This is a genomic window from Bacillus infantis, assembly GCF_020171945.1.
In the GTDB taxonomy this organism is placed as follows: domain Bacteria; phylum Bacillota; class Bacilli; order Bacillales; family Cytobacillaceae; genus Bacillus_AB; species Bacillus_AB infantis_A.
In genome coordinates, this window is sequence record NZ_JAIVAP010000001.1 from 591,220 (window position 1) to 607,319 (window position 16,100).

At 44.4% G+C, this 16,100-nt stretch carries 18 protein-coding genes, 1 pseudogene and 1 riboswitch; of the genes and pseudogenes, 8 read left to right on the plus strand and 11 right to left on the minus strand.

What is annotated here, in order from left to right; genetic code table 11:
- Positions 1-107 precede the first annotated feature (107 nt).
- From LCM00_RS03145 to LCM00_RS03155, 3 genes are all read left to right on the plus strand, one after another.
- Positions 108-620 carry a DUF3231 family protein gene (locus tag LCM00_RS03145; RefSeq protein WP_101548137.1) on the plus strand — a complete coding sequence of 171 codons (513 nt, stop codon included), beginning with the start codon at positions 108-110 and terminating at the stop codon, positions 618-620.
- Positions 621-1,508: 888 nt separating this feature from the next.
- On the plus strand, positions 1,509-2,087 hold the full coding sequence (locus tag LCM00_RS03150; protein ID WP_224897757.1) for a class I SAM-dependent methyltransferase: 579 nt from the start codon (positions 1,509-1,511) through the stop codon (positions 2,085-2,087).
- On the plus strand, positions 2,069-2,257 hold the full coding sequence (locus LCM00_RS03155) for a hypothetical protein (RefSeq protein ID WP_224897759.1): 189 nt from the start codon (positions 2,069-2,071) through the stop codon (positions 2,255-2,257). The genes LCM00_RS03150 and LCM00_RS03155 overlap by 19 nt, the downstream gene beginning before the upstream one ends.
- 429 nt (positions 2,258-2,686) lie before the next feature.
- Here the strand turns inward: LCM00_RS03155 and LCM00_RS03160 are convergent, their stop codons facing one another.
- Positions 2,687-3,130, minus strand: a complete 444-nt coding sequence (locus LCM00_RS03160) for a CBS domain-containing protein (protein WP_224897761.1) — start codon at positions 3,128-3,130, stop codon at positions 2,687-2,689.
- A gap of 257 nt (positions 3,131-3,387) precedes the next feature.
- A riboswitch (cyclic di-AMP (ydaO/yuaA leader) is annotated at positions 3,388-3,527 on the minus strand.
- A 359-nt stretch (positions 3,528-3,886) separates the two neighbouring features.
- Between LCM00_RS03160 and LCM00_RS03165 the strand changes: the two genes are divergently transcribed.
- Both LCM00_RS03165 and LCM00_RS03170 read left to right on the plus strand, forming a co-directional pair.
- Positions 3,887-4,072: a hypothetical protein gene (locus tag LCM00_RS03165; RefSeq protein ID WP_035402415.1), complete on the plus strand. Its 186-nt coding sequence runs from the start codon at positions 3,887-3,889 to the stop codon at positions 4,070-4,072.
- 91 nt (positions 4,073-4,163) lie between these two features.
- Positions 4,164-4,277: pseudogene (locus LCM00_RS03170) on the plus strand (5-methyltetrahydropteroyltriglutamate--homocysteine S-methyltransferase); the annotation flags it as partial.
- Between the two features lie 52 nt (positions 4,278-4,329).
- Here LCM00_RS03170 and LCM00_RS03175 read toward each other — a convergent pair.
- Positions 4,330-5,106 carry a LysM peptidoglycan-binding domain-containing protein gene (locus LCM00_RS03175; protein WP_224897763.1) on the minus strand — a complete coding sequence of 259 codons (777 nt, stop codon included), beginning with the start codon at positions 5,104-5,106 and terminating at the stop codon, positions 4,330-4,332.
- 425 nt (positions 5,107-5,531) lie between these two features.
- Here LCM00_RS03175 and LCM00_RS03180 point away from each other — a divergent pair, with 425 nt between their 5' ends.
- Complete coding sequence (locus LCM00_RS03180; protein ID WP_101548147.1) at positions 5,532-5,723, plus strand: hypothetical protein; 192 nt, start codon at positions 5,532-5,534, stop codon at positions 5,721-5,723.
- A 33-nt stretch (positions 5,724-5,756) separates the two neighbouring features.
- On the opposite strand, the gene LCM00_RS03185 is transcribed toward LCM00_RS03180, so the two are convergent.
- Positions 5,757-6,239, minus strand: a complete 483-nt coding sequence (locus LCM00_RS03185) for a hypothetical protein (RefSeq protein ID WP_224897765.1) — start codon at positions 6,237-6,239, stop codon at positions 5,757-5,759.
- Positions 6,240-6,267: 28 nt separating this feature from the next.
- Positions 6,268-6,726, minus strand: coding sequence for a hypothetical protein (locus LCM00_RS03190; protein ID WP_224897767.1), 459 nt, complete (start codon positions 6,724-6,726; stop codon positions 6,268-6,270).
- A gap of 203 nt (positions 6,727-6,929) precedes the next feature.
- Here LCM00_RS03190 and spoIIP point away from each other — a divergent pair, with 203 nt between their 5' ends.
- Positions 6,930-8,063: a stage II sporulation protein P gene (gene spoIIP, locus LCM00_RS03195; RefSeq protein ID WP_224897769.1), complete on the plus strand. Its 1,134-nt coding sequence runs from the start codon at positions 6,930-6,932 to the stop codon at positions 8,061-8,063.
- A 49-nt stretch (positions 8,064-8,112) separates the two neighbouring features.
- Here spoIIP and LCM00_RS03200 read toward each other — a convergent pair whose 3' ends face one another.
- The 5 genes from LCM00_RS03200 to LCM00_RS03220 all read right to left on the minus strand — a co-directional run bounded on the left by LCM00_RS03200 (position 8,113) and on the right by LCM00_RS03220 (position 13,524).
- Entirely contained in the window at positions 8,113-8,973 is an 861-nt protein-coding gene (locus LCM00_RS03200; protein ID WP_224898165.1) for a DMT family transporter, read from the minus strand.
- Between the two features lie 135 nt (positions 8,974-9,108).
- Positions 9,109-10,989 (minus strand): FtsX-like permease family protein, encoded by a 1,881-nt coding sequence (locus LCM00_RS03205; RefSeq protein WP_224897771.1) that lies wholly within the window; start codon positions 10,987-10,989, stop codon positions 9,109-9,111.
- Positions 10,964-11,728 carry an ABC transporter ATP-binding protein gene (locus tag LCM00_RS03210; protein WP_318247591.1) on the minus strand — a complete coding sequence of 255 codons (765 nt, stop codon included), beginning with the start codon at positions 11,726-11,728 and terminating at the stop codon, positions 10,964-10,966. Before LCM00_RS03210 ends, LCM00_RS03205 begins: the two co-directional genes overlap by 26 nt.
- A gap of 64 nt (positions 11,729-11,792) precedes the next feature.
- Entirely contained in the window at positions 11,793-12,821 is a 1,029-nt protein-coding gene (locus LCM00_RS03215) for a sensor histidine kinase (protein WP_224897775.1), read from the minus strand.
- A gap of 1 nt (position 12,822) precedes the next feature.
- Positions 12,823-13,524, minus strand: coding sequence for a response regulator transcription factor (locus LCM00_RS03220; protein ID WP_224897777.1), 702 nt, complete (start codon positions 13,522-13,524; stop codon positions 12,823-12,825).
- 241 nt (positions 13,525-13,765) lie between these two features.
- Here LCM00_RS03220 and LCM00_RS03225 point away from each other — a divergent pair, with 241 nt between their 5' ends.
- Positions 13,766-14,242 carry a small multi-drug export protein gene (locus tag LCM00_RS03225; protein WP_224897779.1) on the plus strand — a complete coding sequence of 159 codons (477 nt, stop codon included), beginning with the start codon at positions 13,766-13,768 and terminating at the stop codon, positions 14,240-14,242.
- Between the two features lie 6 nt (positions 14,243-14,248).
- On the opposite strand, the gene LCM00_RS03230 is transcribed toward LCM00_RS03225, so the two are convergent.
- On the minus strand, positions 14,249-15,361 hold the full coding sequence (locus LCM00_RS03230; RefSeq protein WP_224897781.1) for a DUF1835 domain-containing protein: 1,113 nt from the start codon (positions 15,359-15,361) through the stop codon (positions 14,249-14,251).
- Positions 15,362-15,904, minus strand: a complete 543-nt coding sequence (locus LCM00_RS03235) for a GNAT family N-acetyltransferase (protein ID WP_224897783.1) — start codon at positions 15,902-15,904, stop codon at positions 15,362-15,364.
- Between the last annotated feature and the right edge of the window lie 196 nt (positions 15,905-16,100).

Below are 16,100 nucleotides of genomic sequence, written 5' to 3' on the forward strand. Positions count from 1 at the left end.
TTTGTGCTTTTGAAAAAGATGAAATGATTTACAGGCATATGGGCAATACTACGCTTGTGCAAAAGAAAGGCGGCACTCTGATGAGAGATAATTTAAGGAGGTTTATGATGGGAATTTTGAGCGGCAACCCTAAGGATGAACCGCTGCATTATGGCGAAGTATTTAGTATCTGGTCCTCCCAGCTTGCAGGAAATGCGATGATTGCAGGCTATCAGACCATGATGAACCATGCAGGTGATGATGATCTTAAGAAGCTGCTTGCAGAAGCGATTGAACTAGGCATGGAAAATCGCAGGCAGGTGGAAGAACTGCTAAAAGAAAATGGCGTCGGTCTTCCGCCGGCACTGCCTGAACGGCCGGATGCGTGCCTGGATGACATCCCCGTTGGCGCAAGGGTTTCCGATATGGAAATAGCGGGAACACTCTCAGCTGACATTGCCGCAGGGCTTGTTGCCTGCAGCCAGGTTATAGGTATGTCGATCCGTGAAGATGTAGCCATGATGTATGGGCAGTTCCACACACAAAAAGCTCAGCTTGGCGCCAAGGTTCTGCGCCTGAATAAAGAAAAAGGATGGCTGATCCCTCCTCCCCTGCACCTGTCTAAAGGGAAGGACTGCTAGAAGCATGGAAAGGGAGAACAAAGACGTTCTCCCTGGTATTTATTCGATATTCCCCATTGATTCAGCCCTGAGCCTCAAAGGAAACACTGCCGGGGCTGTTTCTGTTTTGTGTCTTTTCTCGAAAAGAAAGTGCTTCGGCTAGTAATTCGAAAAGAGAAGACATTCTCCAACAGGAGTCGAAAATTATTTATAGCTATGTGACAAGAAGCTAATAAAGTACTTTCACACTAGTCTGAAAATATTGCTGATTCCATCATCCGGAACTCAAAACGTTCTTTTCGGTTAGGCGATCAGGTTAAGGACCCTGTCTGTATATAGACGGAAGAATTCCGCTTAATTAGTAATTTTTATAAAAAATAGTCCGAATAGAGGGAGAAATTCTGCTTATTGAATCAAAAAATGTGAAATTATGATAATTTGCTTTGCCTAACCGGAAAATCTCCCCTTATTTACCTCAAAACAAACTACATTCTGTATTTAACGGGAAAACCTCCGCTTATTTATCTTTTGTAGAGTTCACCAATCTAAGGAAAAGAGGAATCAGTGCACGGCCCCAAGTAATGTAAAATATACCGTTTCATAAAGCAAGCCCTATCAGCTGCACTACTCCTTCTCTTTGAACCCAGGCGCAATGTAGCATTATTATTTTAATGGTGCACCATATATCTCAGCCCTTCCTATCATGCTGCCCCCCCGCTTTCATATTCCCCAAGTAATCCACACTGCAAGTATCAGATGGAATACATAATAATTGATAAGAAATCAATGACACACCTGTAAATCCTTTTTGTAGGATAAAGGAAAACCCTTGATAGATATAGAATATTCAGTAGACTTACAGAAAGATGATACCAGGAGCTTTTTTAAACTAATAAAAGGATGATTGTAATGAAAACAGAAATTTTACAGAAAAACAAAGCAAGCTGGAACCTTTCAGCAGAGCGCTTTTTCGGCCGGAATCCGCTGCCTGAGTACGGTCCCCTGGCCCCTGTGGAAGATGACTTGCAATTGCTGGGCGACCCTTCCGGGAAAAGGGTGCTGGATATCGGCTGCGGCAGCGGGCATTCCCTCCTCTATATGGACGGACGGAGTGCGGCTGAGCTATGGGGCATCGATTTGTCTCCAAAGCAGATACATACGGCACAGAATGTGCTCGCCGCGGCTGAAGCGCCTGTAAGGCTGTTTGAATCTCCTATGGAGAATGATCCCGGGCTCCCTATTAATTACTTTGATATTGTCTATTCCATCTATGCTCTCGGCTGGACCACGAGCCTTGAGGAAACACTGGCTAATATCCACAGATATTTAAAGCCAGGGGGCACTTTCGTTTTCAGCTGGGAACATCCATTTTTCAGCAGAATCAGGAGCCAGGATTCCTCCATTATTATCGATAAGCCTTATCATGAGGAAGGGTTTATAACCATGAGGGATGGAATACGCCTGCTTTCATGCAGCAGTACAAAGTAGGCTCCTATATCAATGCCCTGGTCAGCCAGGGCTTTAGAGTCGAGAGAGTTATAGAAGAAGCACGCTTATCGGAGGAAGACAGGAAAAGGCACAGCAACCGCTGGTATTCTTATGAAAAAGCACAATATCTTCCTACAACAATCATTATCAAGAGCACAAAAGCTATTTAGTGTATAGGAAGCAGGTACGCCAAGATTCTTGCTGTTTCATAGGCAGCTATCCTTCGCAGATTGTATGAATTTTTGTAAATATATGGGATTATGATTGGTTAATGCGGAAACCGGCATGATTATTGGAGGTTCAGTATGATTATTGCCTATGCAGGCAAGATTATTGGCGAATCCGGCATGATTACGAATGAATCCGGATGATTATCCGGAATTTTGGGATGCTCTCTTTAAAAGCCGGGTGAACCGCCTTCAAGATGGAATGCTCCCCCTTCATTTTAATGACACTTCCTCAAAGAATGCTTAAATTAATGCCATTTTCCAAAAGAACAAAGCAATCCCGACTCAAAACCTCCCCAAATCCTTGCGGCGCCAAAAAGTCCATACCAAATTGTATGGACTTTTTGGCTGTATTAAAGTGGCTGCTCAGCTTTATGTTGTCTTGCTCTGCTCCCCAGGAACTGACAAGTTTCGTTCTTTATAGCTGCCTGCCAGATAATCGATAATTTCTCTTCTGCGGATCAACCCTATGAAGACGCCGCTGTCGTCAGTAACAGGGACAAAATTCTGATTTAGTGATGAATTAATGATTTCTTCCATCTCACTGCTCACGAGCACCGGCTCATATGACCTGTGAAGCGGCACCTCCTTCAGCATGACTTCCTGGATCTCATTAAAGTCTACCCTGCCCATGCTTTTGAGCTTCCATAACAAATCCCCTTCTGACAGAGAACCTACATATTTTCCTTCCTTATTCAATATCGGGAAGGTTGTATAACGGTGATACTCCATTTTTTCCATGGCTTGTCTCATTGTCCAATGATCGTAGACAAAAACCAGTTCATTTTTAGGCAATAAAAAAAACGCGATATTCATTACAGCTGATTCTCCTTCTTATATAACACTGAAAACCTGAAGCATTATTCCTGCTTAATTGTTCACTCCGGTTTCGTCTGCACAAAACTGTCTCTGGCAAATGGTAATGCATAAACAGTCCCATTCCCTTTCTTCCCTTCAAACAGCAGCCCTAAAACGTACGCAGAATATATACAGCACAAAAAGACCTATCCTGGCTGCGGGCAGCTTCAGCAGATTTGAAAGCTGGGGGTGCTGCTGATTAGGCGGTCTCCTGTGACCTCACTCGCTTTAGCCGACGAAGTTAGCTGACGGGCAGGATGGCGAAAGATCGTTATCATCCCTCCTGCATTCTGCAGAATTAGCCCCTGGTAATTGGTTCCTCCGTTCACAGTATGAGATTGAGCCGAATTCATTTTTTAGGTGTTGAAATAATTTTACTTCCAACTTTCCTCATAAGCAAATTTCTGCATAGTCCTTTTTATATCTGGCCTTCAGCAATAGGCAAAAAAATGAGTGAATCTTCTATTCTACAAAGACATCATCATGTTTTCAACCAGTTTATTTCTTTTTTAAATTCTTTTTTATTTTCCGTTGACAGCCATTAAGTTCGTGAGTAAGATAAGGCAGAACAGGATTCATTATTGGAAATCATGACTTGAAATTTGGGTTTCGCTTCCTCTGATTTTGTAAAAAACAAGAGTATCAGAGAGTAGAAGAAACGATGATGGAATGCATGCATAATACCTTTTAAACACCACAGCAACGGGAGGATTTATGGGAAACACTTGCCGATATGTCATTAATGCAGTTGGAAAAGGCGGAGAAACCTACTACACACAATGCAAAGATAAAAAAGAAATGGAAGAATGGATTTCTGAGCATCAGGATCGGATAGTGATGGAGGAAATCAAGGTGAAGGACAAAAATAAGCATCCGCTGCTGAAGCTGTTTTCAAAATAAAGCACAACACCCTATAAACATGTACAGATAGAGAGCTTGCACTAGCTCTCTATTTTCTTCCTTGCACCTCCCTTTTCTTTCATGCAGAGTATTAGATCCTCAATGCGGCTTTGCTTCCACTGAGGAAGGCAATTTCCTGACAGAACAGCTGCAATGGGAAAAACTCAGGCATGTTGTCTGCATCGCAGAAGAGGTTTGGAAATAATCGTTGTGAATGGCAAGGGAGAGGACCGCAGGATCCCCTCCCTCCTTCATTTTCAGTTTGCTTTCATGCTTCCGAGAATCGAGATCATCGTCTCATAAACCTCTTCTGATTCCTCCTGGTTCACATAATGAATTGTGATCCGAAGCAGCTTACCTTCTACTTTTCTGACAATAATGTTTGCTTGATCAGTTCTGTTATGTGCGTGCAGAACCATCATGCTGTCTCTATAAAATGGAAGCAGGACAGATTTCATCTCTTCAGGCTTGCCGATCGTCCTGAGATAATCCAGAGAGTTTCTTTTTACTTCATCCATTACTGAATTGCCGTCAAGAACTTCCACCCTGGCAAAATACCGGGCATTCTTCCCATATTCCAAAAGGAAGCGGCGCGGCTCTTCTGCATGGAATGTATAACCTTTCTTTACGGAAACGGACACTTTCACCTTATCAGCATCATATGAAGCAGCAATCCCTTTATTGACTGACAGCTTTTGTCCGATTACAATCAGGTCACTCTTCAGCCCGTTTATTTTTTTGAGTTCAGTGACGCTGAGAGCGTATTTTTGGCCGATCCCCCACAGTGTGTCTCCTTTTTTTACCGTAATCGTTCCCGGGACCTCCAGTTTGCTGCCTGCATAGATCCTATCGCTCTTTAATTTATTGATATGCTTTAGCTGGCCGACTGTACTGCCGTATTGCTTTGCAATACTATAGAGAGTATCCCCTTTTTTGATTGTATGATATTCTTCAGCAGATGCTTGCCCCTGGCTGAAAGTTAGGATGCTCAATGCGACAAGCGCTGAAGCTGCCAGTTTTTTTGCTTTTTTCAACTGTAATTCCCCCTATGTCAATCTTGTTGTATTTACATCTTTACAACATATTAGACGGGAGGAGAAAAGAACTGTTTCACTGGGGCAAGCCCATTTTTCTTAAAGAATTATTATAGTTTCCCTTCCAGGATACAGCTTCTTTTCTGAAATATTCCAGTACAGAATGTGCCGCTCACTTATATGAAGCAGGTTCCTGGCAAACCGCAAAATGATATCTATCGGCTATTACAATCCATTGGTTTCTTTTCACTGGGATGGCAAATATTTCGGTCAGGAATGATTTCTTTTCAATAGGAAGTTTTTTATTGAAGAAAAGATTAGAGATAAATTTGCCGGGGTAAAAGTGTTTTAAGGTTCTCAACTATTAAGTGCTTTTCGCCAGACTTCCTTTCTATAAAGGAGGATTGGCGGGAGGTGATTAATATTTGAGGAAGGCTTACAGCATAAAAGATCTGATAGCTTATCTGGATATGAAAGAATATCCGCTGTCTGAGGAGGCCATTCTGGATCTCATTCAAAAACGGAAGCTCCCCCATCAAAGACCTTTTGGCAGCATGATCGTTTTTGATCTGGATCATATAGACTGGTGGGTTGAACATCAGCGCAGCAATGATTAGCTGTCAGCAGGCCCCGCTCTCTAAGAGCGGGGCTCAGTCTTGTCCATTGTTTTCGGGCCCCGGCCTCCGCAGCTTTTCATAAAGCACTTGGAAACCATATAAAAGGACTGCCCTGAGCTGCTGCAGGAGGATGAATTCCTGCCTGGTCATTTTCTTGAGTGAAGCGATTCTTGTCCACTCTAAAAACCGGACGCCGGGGAATGCATATAAGATATGCAGGACAAAATTGACGATTATAAATAAACCAAACTTCCCGTACATAAGCTTCAATACGAGAAAGGACATAACGAAATAGGGTCCGATAACAAACGGGACATCTCCCCGTATTTTAGGATGGATACTGGAATGGAATACCCACCACTTGAGTTTTGCAGCTGGTATATTCATTATGGCTGCAACAGTACAGATGAATATGGATGCCGGAAGAAATCTTTTAAAGGACCTTTTCCCAATCATTGGAATGGCAGCCCAGGAAAGAAGCATCATAACAGCCAAAAGCAGTCTTTGCGGTTTCATATAAGCACCTCTTTTATGGCACAAACAATCATGCACCTTCCAGTTTACATATCCATCGATAATATTGAATCAATAAGAAGAACAAAATCGGATCAGCAATGGCTGCATGCCACAGCTTCCACCACCCGTAATGAAAATATCCCCACGGTTCAGGGAGCAAAGTAAAATATTCGTAAAGAAGGATGGCAATCACCCAGAAAACGACATAAAATATCCTCGTATGTCTATCAGAGCCAAAGGGATAGCGGCTGAGAAAGAGGATATTCACAGGAGGAAGCAGCAGCGTGTGTGCCAGCAGTCCCCCAAAATCCGGATCCATGCTGAAATACCAGTATCCATGCAGTTTGAATTCTATGATGACATCAAAGGTCTGCTGAAACGCGATCGTAAATGTCCATATATGCAGCTTCTGATTGCCAGACAGGGCTTTGCCGAACTTTACAGCTGCAATATTAAAAATAATTATTGAAATAATAAGTCCGGCCATCTCTTTTCCCTACTTTTCAATCAGCAGGCTTCTGCCTCTTTTTCTTATAAAATCTCCCTTTAAGCTGCAGGTTATTCATGTGCCTTTCTGATAGCCATCCATATTCTGCAGTTCCCTTTCCCAGCAGGAACTTTACAAATCATTGTCCTCTCAATTCGCATACTCTTGTATAAATGAGCATATGGTGAATTGAGGTGAATTTCATGATAAAAGTTGTAACAGTAAACATAAAACATTACAAAGATCTCATCTATCTACTAATCGCTGCCGCCGTTTTCCTCTTTTCTATCATTATCTACACTCAATTCAGCTCAAAGTCACTGGAACGCGTAATGAGAAATATTGAAATCAATGAACTCCTGACTTATTTTATCAGCTCGGCCAATCATTCCTTCGCTCCTGACAGCGACCCTTTCACATTCGAAAATGTTACAGATGCTTTATTTTCCCTTGCCACAAATGTTAAGCCTACGGATGCCCGTACCTTCCTCGGAACTGAGCTCCCCGGCCTAGTTTATTTTGATACAGAAATTGTGGTTGCCGGTGAAGGAACCGATCTTTCCACACTTCCATTCGAATCAGCACCTCCCGCAGAAGTGCTCATGAATGAGCGTGAAGTTGCAGAAGAAAAGCTGCAGCAGCCTGTTGCGGACAAGCCGGCACAACCGGCCAAAAAGCCCGATAAAACGGATGTGCTGATATATCATTCACATAATATGGAGGCTTTCCTCCCGCTGCTTAAAAATACAAAAGACGCCAATAAAGCCGTAACTTCAGATGAACGGGCCAATGTGGTCGGCCTGGGCAGCAGGCTTTCAGAATCACTGCTGCAAAAAGGGATTGGGGCATCCCAGGACAAAACCAATATTAATAAGGAATTGCTCAAGAGAGAGTGGACGTACTCTTCTTCCTATAAAGTATCCAATGAAGTCGTCCACGCTTCTGCAGAAGCAAATCCGAATTTAAAATATTTCATAGACATCCACCGGGATTCTGCCAGAAAGGATAAAACGACTGCGACGATAAACGGCAAAACATATGCACGCCTATATTTCATCGTCGGCAAGGAAAATAAAAACTACCAGGCCAATCTGGAATACACAAAAAAACTGAATGCGAAGGTTGAGGAAAAATATCCGGGCCTCAGCCGCGGGGTATTCTTGAAGACAAAGCTTGAAGGAAACGGGGTATATAACCAGGATATCTCAAACAGAGCCATTCTGATTGAGCTTGGCGGAGTCGACAATAATCTGGAGGAGCTCCACAGGACAGTTGATGCTTTGTCTGAAGCTTTTGCAGATATCTATTGGGAAGAAAACGGCGGCAGCAAAGAGTAATCCGCCGAGAATAGCGAAGAGCCGCCCTTCTGAGGTGCGGCTCTCTTTATTAGGCTCTGCTCTTTTTGAATGTCCAGTTGACAAGAAAAATTCCGAGAAAAATAAGTGCTCCCCCTGCTATTACATACCAATGGACAGCTTCCCCCAGAAGCAGCCATCCAGACAGAACGCCAAAAAATGGGGCAAGGAAAAGGAATGCGCTCGTTTTCCCTGGATCTCCTTTGCTCAATAAATAAAACCAGACAGCGAATTGGACAATAGACGCCATTACAGCGAGCCATAAGACAATAAAGATCGAAAGCTGCGTGATGTGCAGCTCAATCTTTTCCGCCGTCAAGCTCATAAGCAGCAGGACAATTCCTCCGAATAGAAGCTGATAAGCAGTCAAAACCCAGGTGTTGAATTGCCCTCCCCACCTTTTAATAAGCAATGTAGCGATTGCCCATGAAAAAGCTGCCCCGAGACCAAGGAGAGTGCCTGATTCCAGCTGGAATTGAAAGCCTAGTGTCAGTATTACACCAAGAAATCCAGCAATGACGCCAATCCATTGGATCTTTGTATATTTTAGGCCGAAGAGGAGCGTGCCAAGAACTACTACAATCAACGGATTACTGAAGGTAAGAATGGACGATTCGCCCGCGGTGATGGTCCTTAAACTGAGAAAAATGCAGCCCATCACTCCTGCTGTCTGAAACAGGCCGATTAAGAACACTTTCAGCCAGTCTGTCATTGTGCCTGGACGCGGCAACCGGTGAACAATGGCTGCCATCAGCACCCCGGCAATGGTAAAGCGCAGCCCTGTCAGCATTAGGGGAGAGATATAATCGAGCCCGATCTTCCCGATTGCGAAGGACGAACCCATTAGGGAAGTAGTCAAAAGGACCAGCAATATATAGGTATAGCGGTTCATATCAGCATCTCCCCTTGTTTTCATAAACTCTAAGTTCACCTATTCATTCTACAGGCAGACAGGCACCTACAGTCAACTAATCGGTTTCACAGCAGGCGAAGCAAAGCAGGACCTGATTCCAGATCCTGCTTCCTTTTACCTGAGCGCCCTCTTAATATTTTTCAAATACGCCGAACGTATGAATGCATAGTAGACTAGCTGAATCAGTAAAAAGCTTCCCAGCACAAGCGCAGATTCCTTGAAGAGCGAGGTGCCGAACATATTCTGCAAGCTGGTAAGGGCGACAGCACCATGGACAGCGGCAACGCATACCGGTACAAAAAACAGGAGTCCAATCTGCACTGAAACCACCTTTGACAGTTCAGCATCCGTCAGCCCAATTTTTGCAATGCGGGAAAATTTCTTCTTATCCTCATCAAGATCGCTAAAGAGCCTGAAGTAAAGGAAGCTCCCGGCCGCTACAAAAAACACAGCGCCGATAAATAGGCCGACAAATAGGATGGCGCCATACCATTGGACGATCTTATCCAATTCATGAGCAAGCGGGAAAAAGCTGTATTCCTTTCCCAGTCTGCTGATCGGAAGCTCTTCCGCCAGTTCTTCCCCAATATCCGAGGTACTTTTCCAATCTTTCACATCAAACATATAAAAATGCTGTTCGTTGGCAGAATCCTGCAGAGCAGCAAACTTATTGTCTGAAACAACATAAAAGCTCTCATAAGCAGGAAATGCATACGATTGTGTATTTCCTGCTGCGGAAATAGATTCTCCGCTTTCTACAAGGGTGAGGTTTGTTTGTTTTCCTTTTTCAGCAGGTGTTTTCATAGGCACTATTTTTATTGCTTCGTCTCCCACAGGGACTGCTGCATCGCCGCCTGCCGCTCTGGCTATCGGATTATATTCAGAGCTTTTGACAAACATCGCCCGCCTGTCGCCGACTGTCTGGTAAAGCCCGACAGCCCTAAATTCACGGTAGGAGATCCCCTCTTCCTGCAGCTTTGTCCGGATTAGACCGACTTGAGCTGCTTCCTCCTTATTTCCTGCATAGCTGCTGTAATCAAAAGCAAACGGATTCTCCTCTTGAACCGCCTTGGTCATGACTGTCCTGAAACCGACCAGCGAGCCAATGGCCGAGAATGCCACAGTTGATACGATGGAAACAATGAAGAAGGTTCTGGCATTATCCTTCATCCGGTAGGCAAGGTCAGAGAAAAGAAGCAGATTCGTTCTTCTGAAGAGGAAAGAATGATTCTTCTTCAATCGGCCGATGATATATACGCTTAGCTGTGTAAAGAGAAAATAGGTGCCGATTATGACAACGGTGCTGACCGGCACTAATGCAACGCTCACATAGACACCCTCTACCTTAAGCGCTGTCAAATATCCCGCCCCGAGAAGGACTGCAGACAGCAGGGCAAGCAGGCGTGAGGCTCTGGGCTCAGGCTTTGGAGCGGCACTTCCTTTAATGAACGCTGCCAGCTGATTTCCTCTGAATATGGAAACCGTGAAAATCGAGATAAAGACAAACAGCAGGACGAATGCACCTGCAGTCAGGCCCAGTGCTTCAAAGGGCATATAAAACGGCAAAGCCTCTTTTAGTCCAAGAACATTTTCTGCCGCAAGCAGGATGGCCTTCGCAAGGACAAGGCCAGTCCCGATTCCTATTAAAATCGAGATCAGGCCGATCATGATATTTTCCAGAAAGATCATTTTTCTGAGCTGCATGCTTGTCATTCCATGCATAACGAGCAATCCCAGCTCCTTTTTTCTTGATTTCAGGAAAGCGCTCATGCTGAATAAGACAAAAAAGAAGGAAAACACATAAATGACGCCTTCCGCGAAATGCAGCCCAACCGAGACATGGCTGCCAATGCCTTCTGTTTTCAAGCCGGGATGAAAAGCAAAGACAGCATACACGAAAAACACCATTACAGAAAAGGCGCTGCTCAGCAGATAAGCAGCATACAGCCGCTTGTTGCGGTGCACATTTTTAAACGCGAATTGACGAAAGGTCATGTGCATTCCCTCCCAGGATTGAAAGCATATCGATGATTTTTTGGAAAAATGCCTGCCGGCTGTCTCCCTGCCTGATTTCATTGTATAGTCTGCCGTCCTTGATAAAGACGACCCGGTCACAATAACTGGCAGCCAGTGGGTCATGCGTGACAAGCAGCATGGTCGTTCCGTCAGCTTTATTTATGTCCGACATTGTCTCCATTACATCGCGTGAAGCCTTTGAGTCCAGATTCCCGGTCGGTTCATCCGCAAGCAGCAGCTTCGGTGTATGAATGATTGCCCTTGCAATCGCGGCCCTTTGAGCCTGACCGCCCGAAATTTCATACGTCCTTTTATTCATGATCGGACTAATGCCAAGCTTGCCGGCCACCTTTTCTGCTTTCTCTTCCATTACTTTCAGGCGGACCCCATCCAAAGTTAAGGGGAGCAAAATGTTTTCTTTTACAGTCAGTGTCTCCAGCAGGTTAAAATCCTGAAACACAAAACCAAGCTCCCTCCTGCGGAATTTTGCTAAATCATTTTTCTTCAGCATATTCGGATTTTTTCCTTCTATCAGTATTTCGCCCGAAGTAGGGGAATCAATCGTGGATATCATATTCAGCAGCGTAGTCTTCCCGCTGCCTGACGGGCCCATAATACCGGTGAACTCCCCTTTGCTGATTTCAAGGCTGAGTTCTGATAACGCCCGGTAAGATACCTTGCCTGCATAAACTTTGCTCAGCCGTTTTATCTGAAGCATATTATTCATATAGCTTCTCCTCTCTTTCTTCTGTTGCTTTTATGTTAAAGGAGAACAGAATGCTTCAGCTATCGAAGTTCCTTTCAGTTGCCTTACAATTTTGTAAGATGCTGTTCGGCTCATTGAATTTTAAGCGAACAGCAGTCCCTTTTCCTACCTCGGATTCCAGCTCCAATTGGAAATGAAGCTTACGGCTGATCTCTGAAACAAGATACAGCCCCATTCCCGTTGATTCCGGAAAGCGGCGCCCATTTTCTCCCGTAAAAAATGGCTGGCATACGCGCTCTATATCACCCGCAGGTATTCCCGGACCGCGATCCCTCACTTCCAAAATGACAGTTTCACCTTCCTTTCGGCATGAAATGGTCACCTTCTGATGTGTACCCTTTGAATATTTAATGCTATTGATTAGAATTTGGGAGACGGCAAAATCAAGCCATTTCCTGTCAGAGTGTACAATAAGCTCCGATTCTGCATATATGTCCGGGTAGACTTCATTCCGGATGAATAAGCGCTTGTTTTCCTGCACTAGTCTTGCAGCAAGCTCCTTCAGTCCCACTGGCTCTGCTTGAAAGTCCTGTTCGAAAGCCTTAAGCCTTGCACTGTACAGCACTGTGTCCAGCCCCTTTTGGATTCTGTCTATTTCTTCCCTGATGCTTTCGCGGCTTATCTCGTCTTCATCCTGCAGGAGCAGCTCGATAACGGAAAGAGGCGTTTTCATTTGATGGACCCACTGGTTCATGAAGATGAGATGTTCATTTTTATCTTTCTCCCATTGCGCAAGCTTGTTCTCATAATGCTGGTATTGAATCAGCAATAGCTGGTCAAGGGCTTCGGCCATCGGATAAAAGCCTGTTGCTGAAATGGATTCATCGAGTGTCGCAAGAGGATCAGTAAGCCGGGCATAATATTTCCTCATACCCATATAACGGAAGAACAGATAACCTGACAGCAGGAAAAGGCCAAAAAATACAGTATACAGACTCACCTTAAAATCATGGAATCCGGCCAGCCGGTAAATGATAAGCACGGAGAAAAGCATGACTGCATGAAGAAATATGATGCCAAGATGATCCTTGAAAAAGAGCTTCACCTCACTCGCCCCTTTTCCAGGTATTATGGAGCTGATAGCCCGCTCCCCTTACTGTCTCGACAGCTTCTGTGATGGAAAGCTCCCGGAGCTTTTTCCTGACCCTGTTCATATTGACATTCAGCGTATTTTCATCCACATAGGCCTGATCATCCCACAGCTTTTCCAGCAGAGCTTCCCTGCTGGCAATGCGGGGATATCTCTTCAAAAGGATTTCAAGCACGGCGCATTCATTCTTTGTGACCTGAGCCTGCTTATCTCCATACATAAGCAAGAGCCTTTCCGGATAGAGCATAAGCCCCTCCGCTTCCACGATTCGCTCTTCCAGCTTGGGAGCATACTCTCCATAAGCTCTCCTCAAATGGCTCCTGATTTTGGCCAGGACCACCTCGTAATGAAATGGCTTCGTTATGTAATCATCCCCTCCATGCTCTAATGCCATGATCTGGTCCATCTCACCAGCACGGGCTGAGATGAAAATGATCGGGCAGGTGGTCAGCTGCCTGAGCTGGCGGGTCCAATAAAATCCGTCAAAACTCGGTAGATTGATATCCATCAGCACCATAGCGGGCTGCTCTCTTTCAAAGTTTTTGACTACCTGGCCGAACTCTGTGCATACGACCGCTTCATAGCCGTACTTGATGAGGTGCGCCTGCAGCAGCTCTGCTATTTTTATATCATCTTCAACAAGCAGTATTTTCTGCATATCTTCTCTCCTGTAAAAAAGTATGTTCCTATTTTATCAGATTGAGGTCATTGGAGTAACACAACAGGAACAATTTTCCATCAGGAATGCCATAAACATGCTCATAACTCCCAGTTTTAACCCGGGAGCAAGCTGATCTGATTTTTAACCGATTTTTAAACATCAGCTTACCCTATATTAACCTGCCGGTATTATAATGGAAATAAATGGTTTTAATTTTATATGGAAGGAGAAAAAATGAATGCTTGAATGGGCTCAATCTGCCAGCGTGTTCTGGCAATATGTTATTATTTTCATACTTGCAGCTGCACCCTGGATGGATGTGTCCATCGTTGTGCCGCTTGGAGTTGTTTGGGGTCTCCCGCCGTTTTGGACAGGTGTGGCGGCATTTGCCGGCAGCCTGCTTCTGCTTCTTTTGCTAGCCTTCTTTTTTGAGCAGTTCTTTAAGTGGAGGAACACAAGAAGAGCGAAAAAAGGAGCGGCCGGCCCTACGAAAAGAGATAAGCGCTCCCGGCAGATTTGGGAGAAATACGGAATCCCGGGGCTAGCCCTTCTTGCTCCGATCCTAGTCGGGACGGATATTGCAGCCATTGCGGCTTTTTCCTTCGGAGCCTCCCGTTCCCGGGTGCTTGCATGGATGACAGTCAGCCTTGCTGTATGGACTGTCATATTTGCAGTCGCTTCTGCCTATGGCATCAGCTTGCTGAAATTCACATAAGATGTGTTACCTTTGACGCAGCTTAACCCGGTAATGGCGCATCGATTTTGGGATACCCCTCAATTCGAGGGTACCTGTGTAAGTCAGCTCCCTTATCCGGTACTCCAGGTAAAATAAATCTGTGTCCGGCAAGTCTATTTCTGCTATGGCTCCAATTAGGTGACCCGCTTTGACAAAGCCATCATCACTGTCAGCTTCTATTTCTTTTATCGTTTCCACGATTAATCTGTCTAAATGGTCCTCTCGAACGGAGACAATGCTTCCATTTTCCCAAATGCGCAAAACAGATTGAGTGCGGGTAAGTTTTTCCCACTCACTCAGCATCTTCATACGCTCTTTTTCGCTCAGAGGGGTGTTTTCTTTGCCCCTCTTAAAAATAAGCGACAAATTGCCGGTCTCCATTTGGCTTGTATAACGGGCAGGTCCATTATTCTTCAAGCCCATTTCAGAAAAGAGGCCCGTGGAATTGATGACGATTATGTCATTATTCATGTCCTTTAGCAGAGTCATCATATAGCGGAGATTTGCCTGCTCGTCCGCATTTTCGCCTGCCCATATGTAAATGGGCAGCTTCTCAGGAATATGAGCTATTTCCAGAAGCATGTTGTCATTTTTCTGGTCAAGTTCGAAATCGTCCAACGGATAATTGATATGGTCAAACATCCAGTCAGCACGCTGTTTTTTTCCCTCTTCAGTATCCAGTTTCCATAGAGGCCCAATGCTAAGATGCTCGATCTGGCCGATCACTTTCCCGGGATGGGGCAGCATAACCCTGATGCTGCCGGCAGCGGATTCTGATGGTGCAATATGGACAGCGGAATATGAGTATCTTCTCCTGCTCTCTGTTTCATGTTTATGCTGCTGAATCGCCCTGTTGATTATTTTGAGCATTTTATAGTGGTTTTCAAGACTCATGAAATAACCGCGGCCTTCCAGAGGCTGATGATTTTCATGATTGAAATCGGAGAAATTCTCTCCGGATGGCATCTCATAAGTCTGTTTCTCCAGTTCACCTAAACCATTGAAATCCAGCAATTCAGTTCCATTTATTTTGTAGACGAAAACAATATTCGGCTCAGCGCAGAAATAAACAAATGGGTATCTGATTCTTGAAGGCATTCAGTCAACCCCCATTACTGAGGCATTATGGTTTAGCATCCATTCTTCACCAAGAATCGCATAATAGAATTCATCCCACCATCCGTCACCATGCGGAATGCATTTCTTGAAAAACCCTTCTCTTCTCATCCCGATTTTTTCCATAACCTTAAAGGATGCGATATTTTCCGGCTGGCAGGTAGCAATGATCCTGTGAAGATTCATTTGCTCGAACCCATGCTTCAAAACAGCATATGCTGCTTCAGATGCTATGCCCCTGTTATGAAAATGAGGGTTCATCACCCAGCCGATCTCATATGTATGTGTTCCAAAATAGGGGTGAAAAACGATATGGCCGGCAAGCTGGCTGTTTTCTTTCATAATGACTGGATAATTTCTCGCTTCAGTTATGTTTTCCTTCACAAACTTCATGGCAGCTTCTTCATCGAAAACACCTTCCGGAATATACTCCATGACTTTTGCATCAGAGGTATACGTATAAAGTTCACGCCAGTCTTCCTCATGAAAATCCCTGATGATCAGCCGTTCTGTTTCTATATACATTGATTATGCTCCTTTGTATTCAGATCAACTGACAATATTCGGCATTTAATAGAGGAATTCCTGCTGAGCGGGTTTGTTTTTTTCAGTTGAAGATGCAAACTACTTTTATCGTTTTTTAACAGTAAAAGCACTTTGTTATCATGAACCGCAGGCACAGAAAAAGATGAGAAAGTGATGAGCTTGCTATTGGAGTTAT

Coding starts and splice junctions, on each gene's coding strand:
- LCM00_RS03230 (WP_224897781.1), bottom strand. CDS start 15,361: ATGCCTTCAAGAATCAGATACCCATTTGTTTATTTCTGCGCTGAGCCG.
- LCM00_RS03210 (WP_318247591.1), bottom strand. CDS start 11,728: ATGCTTCAGATAAAACGGCTGAGCAAAGTTTATGCAGGCAAGGTATCT.
- LCM00_RS03165 (WP_035402415.1), top strand. CDS start 3,887: ATGGGAAACACTTGCCGATATGTCATTAATGCAGTTGGAAAAGGCGGA.
- LCM00_RS03235 (WP_224897783.1), bottom strand. CDS start 15,904: ATGTATATAGAAACAGAACGGCTGATCATCAGGGATTTTCATGAGGAA.
- spoIIP (WP_224897769.1), top strand. CDS start 6,930: ATGATAAAAGTTGTAACAGTAAACATAAAACATTACAAAGATCTCATC.
- LCM00_RS03220 (WP_224897777.1), bottom strand. CDS start 13,524: ATGCAGAAAATACTGCTTGTTGAAGATGATATAAAAATAGCAGAGCTG.
- LCM00_RS03225 (WP_224897779.1), top strand. CDS start 13,766: ATGCTTGAATGGGCTCAATCTGCCAGCGTGTTCTGGCAATATGTTATT.
- LCM00_RS03150 (WP_224897757.1), top strand. CDS start 1,509: ATGAAAACAGAAATTTTACAGAAAAACAAAGCAAGCTGGAACCTTTCA.
- LCM00_RS03160 (WP_224897761.1), bottom strand. CDS start 3,130: ATGAATATCGCGTTTTTTTTATTGCCTAAAAATGAACTGGTTTTTGTC.
- LCM00_RS03155 (WP_224897759.1), top strand. CDS start 2,069: ATGCAGCAGTACAAAGTAGGCTCCTATATCAATGCCCTGGTCAGCCAG.
- LCM00_RS03200 (WP_224898165.1), bottom strand. CDS start 8,973: ATGAACCGCTATACCTATATATTGCTGGTCCTTTTGACTACTTCCCTA.
- LCM00_RS03205 (WP_224897771.1), bottom strand. CDS start 10,989: ATGACCTTTCGTCAATTCGCGTTTAAAAATGTGCACCGCAACAAGCGG.
- LCM00_RS03190 (WP_224897767.1), bottom strand. CDS start 6,726: ATGGCCGGACTTATTATTTCAATAATTATTTTTAATATTGCAGCTGTA.
- LCM00_RS03185 (WP_224897765.1), bottom strand. CDS start 6,239: ATGAAACCGCAAAGACTGCTTTTGGCTGTTATGATGCTTCTTTCCTGG.
- LCM00_RS03145 (WP_101548137.1), top strand. CDS start 108: ATGGGAATTTTGAGCGGCAACCCTAAGGATGAACCGCTGCATTATGGC.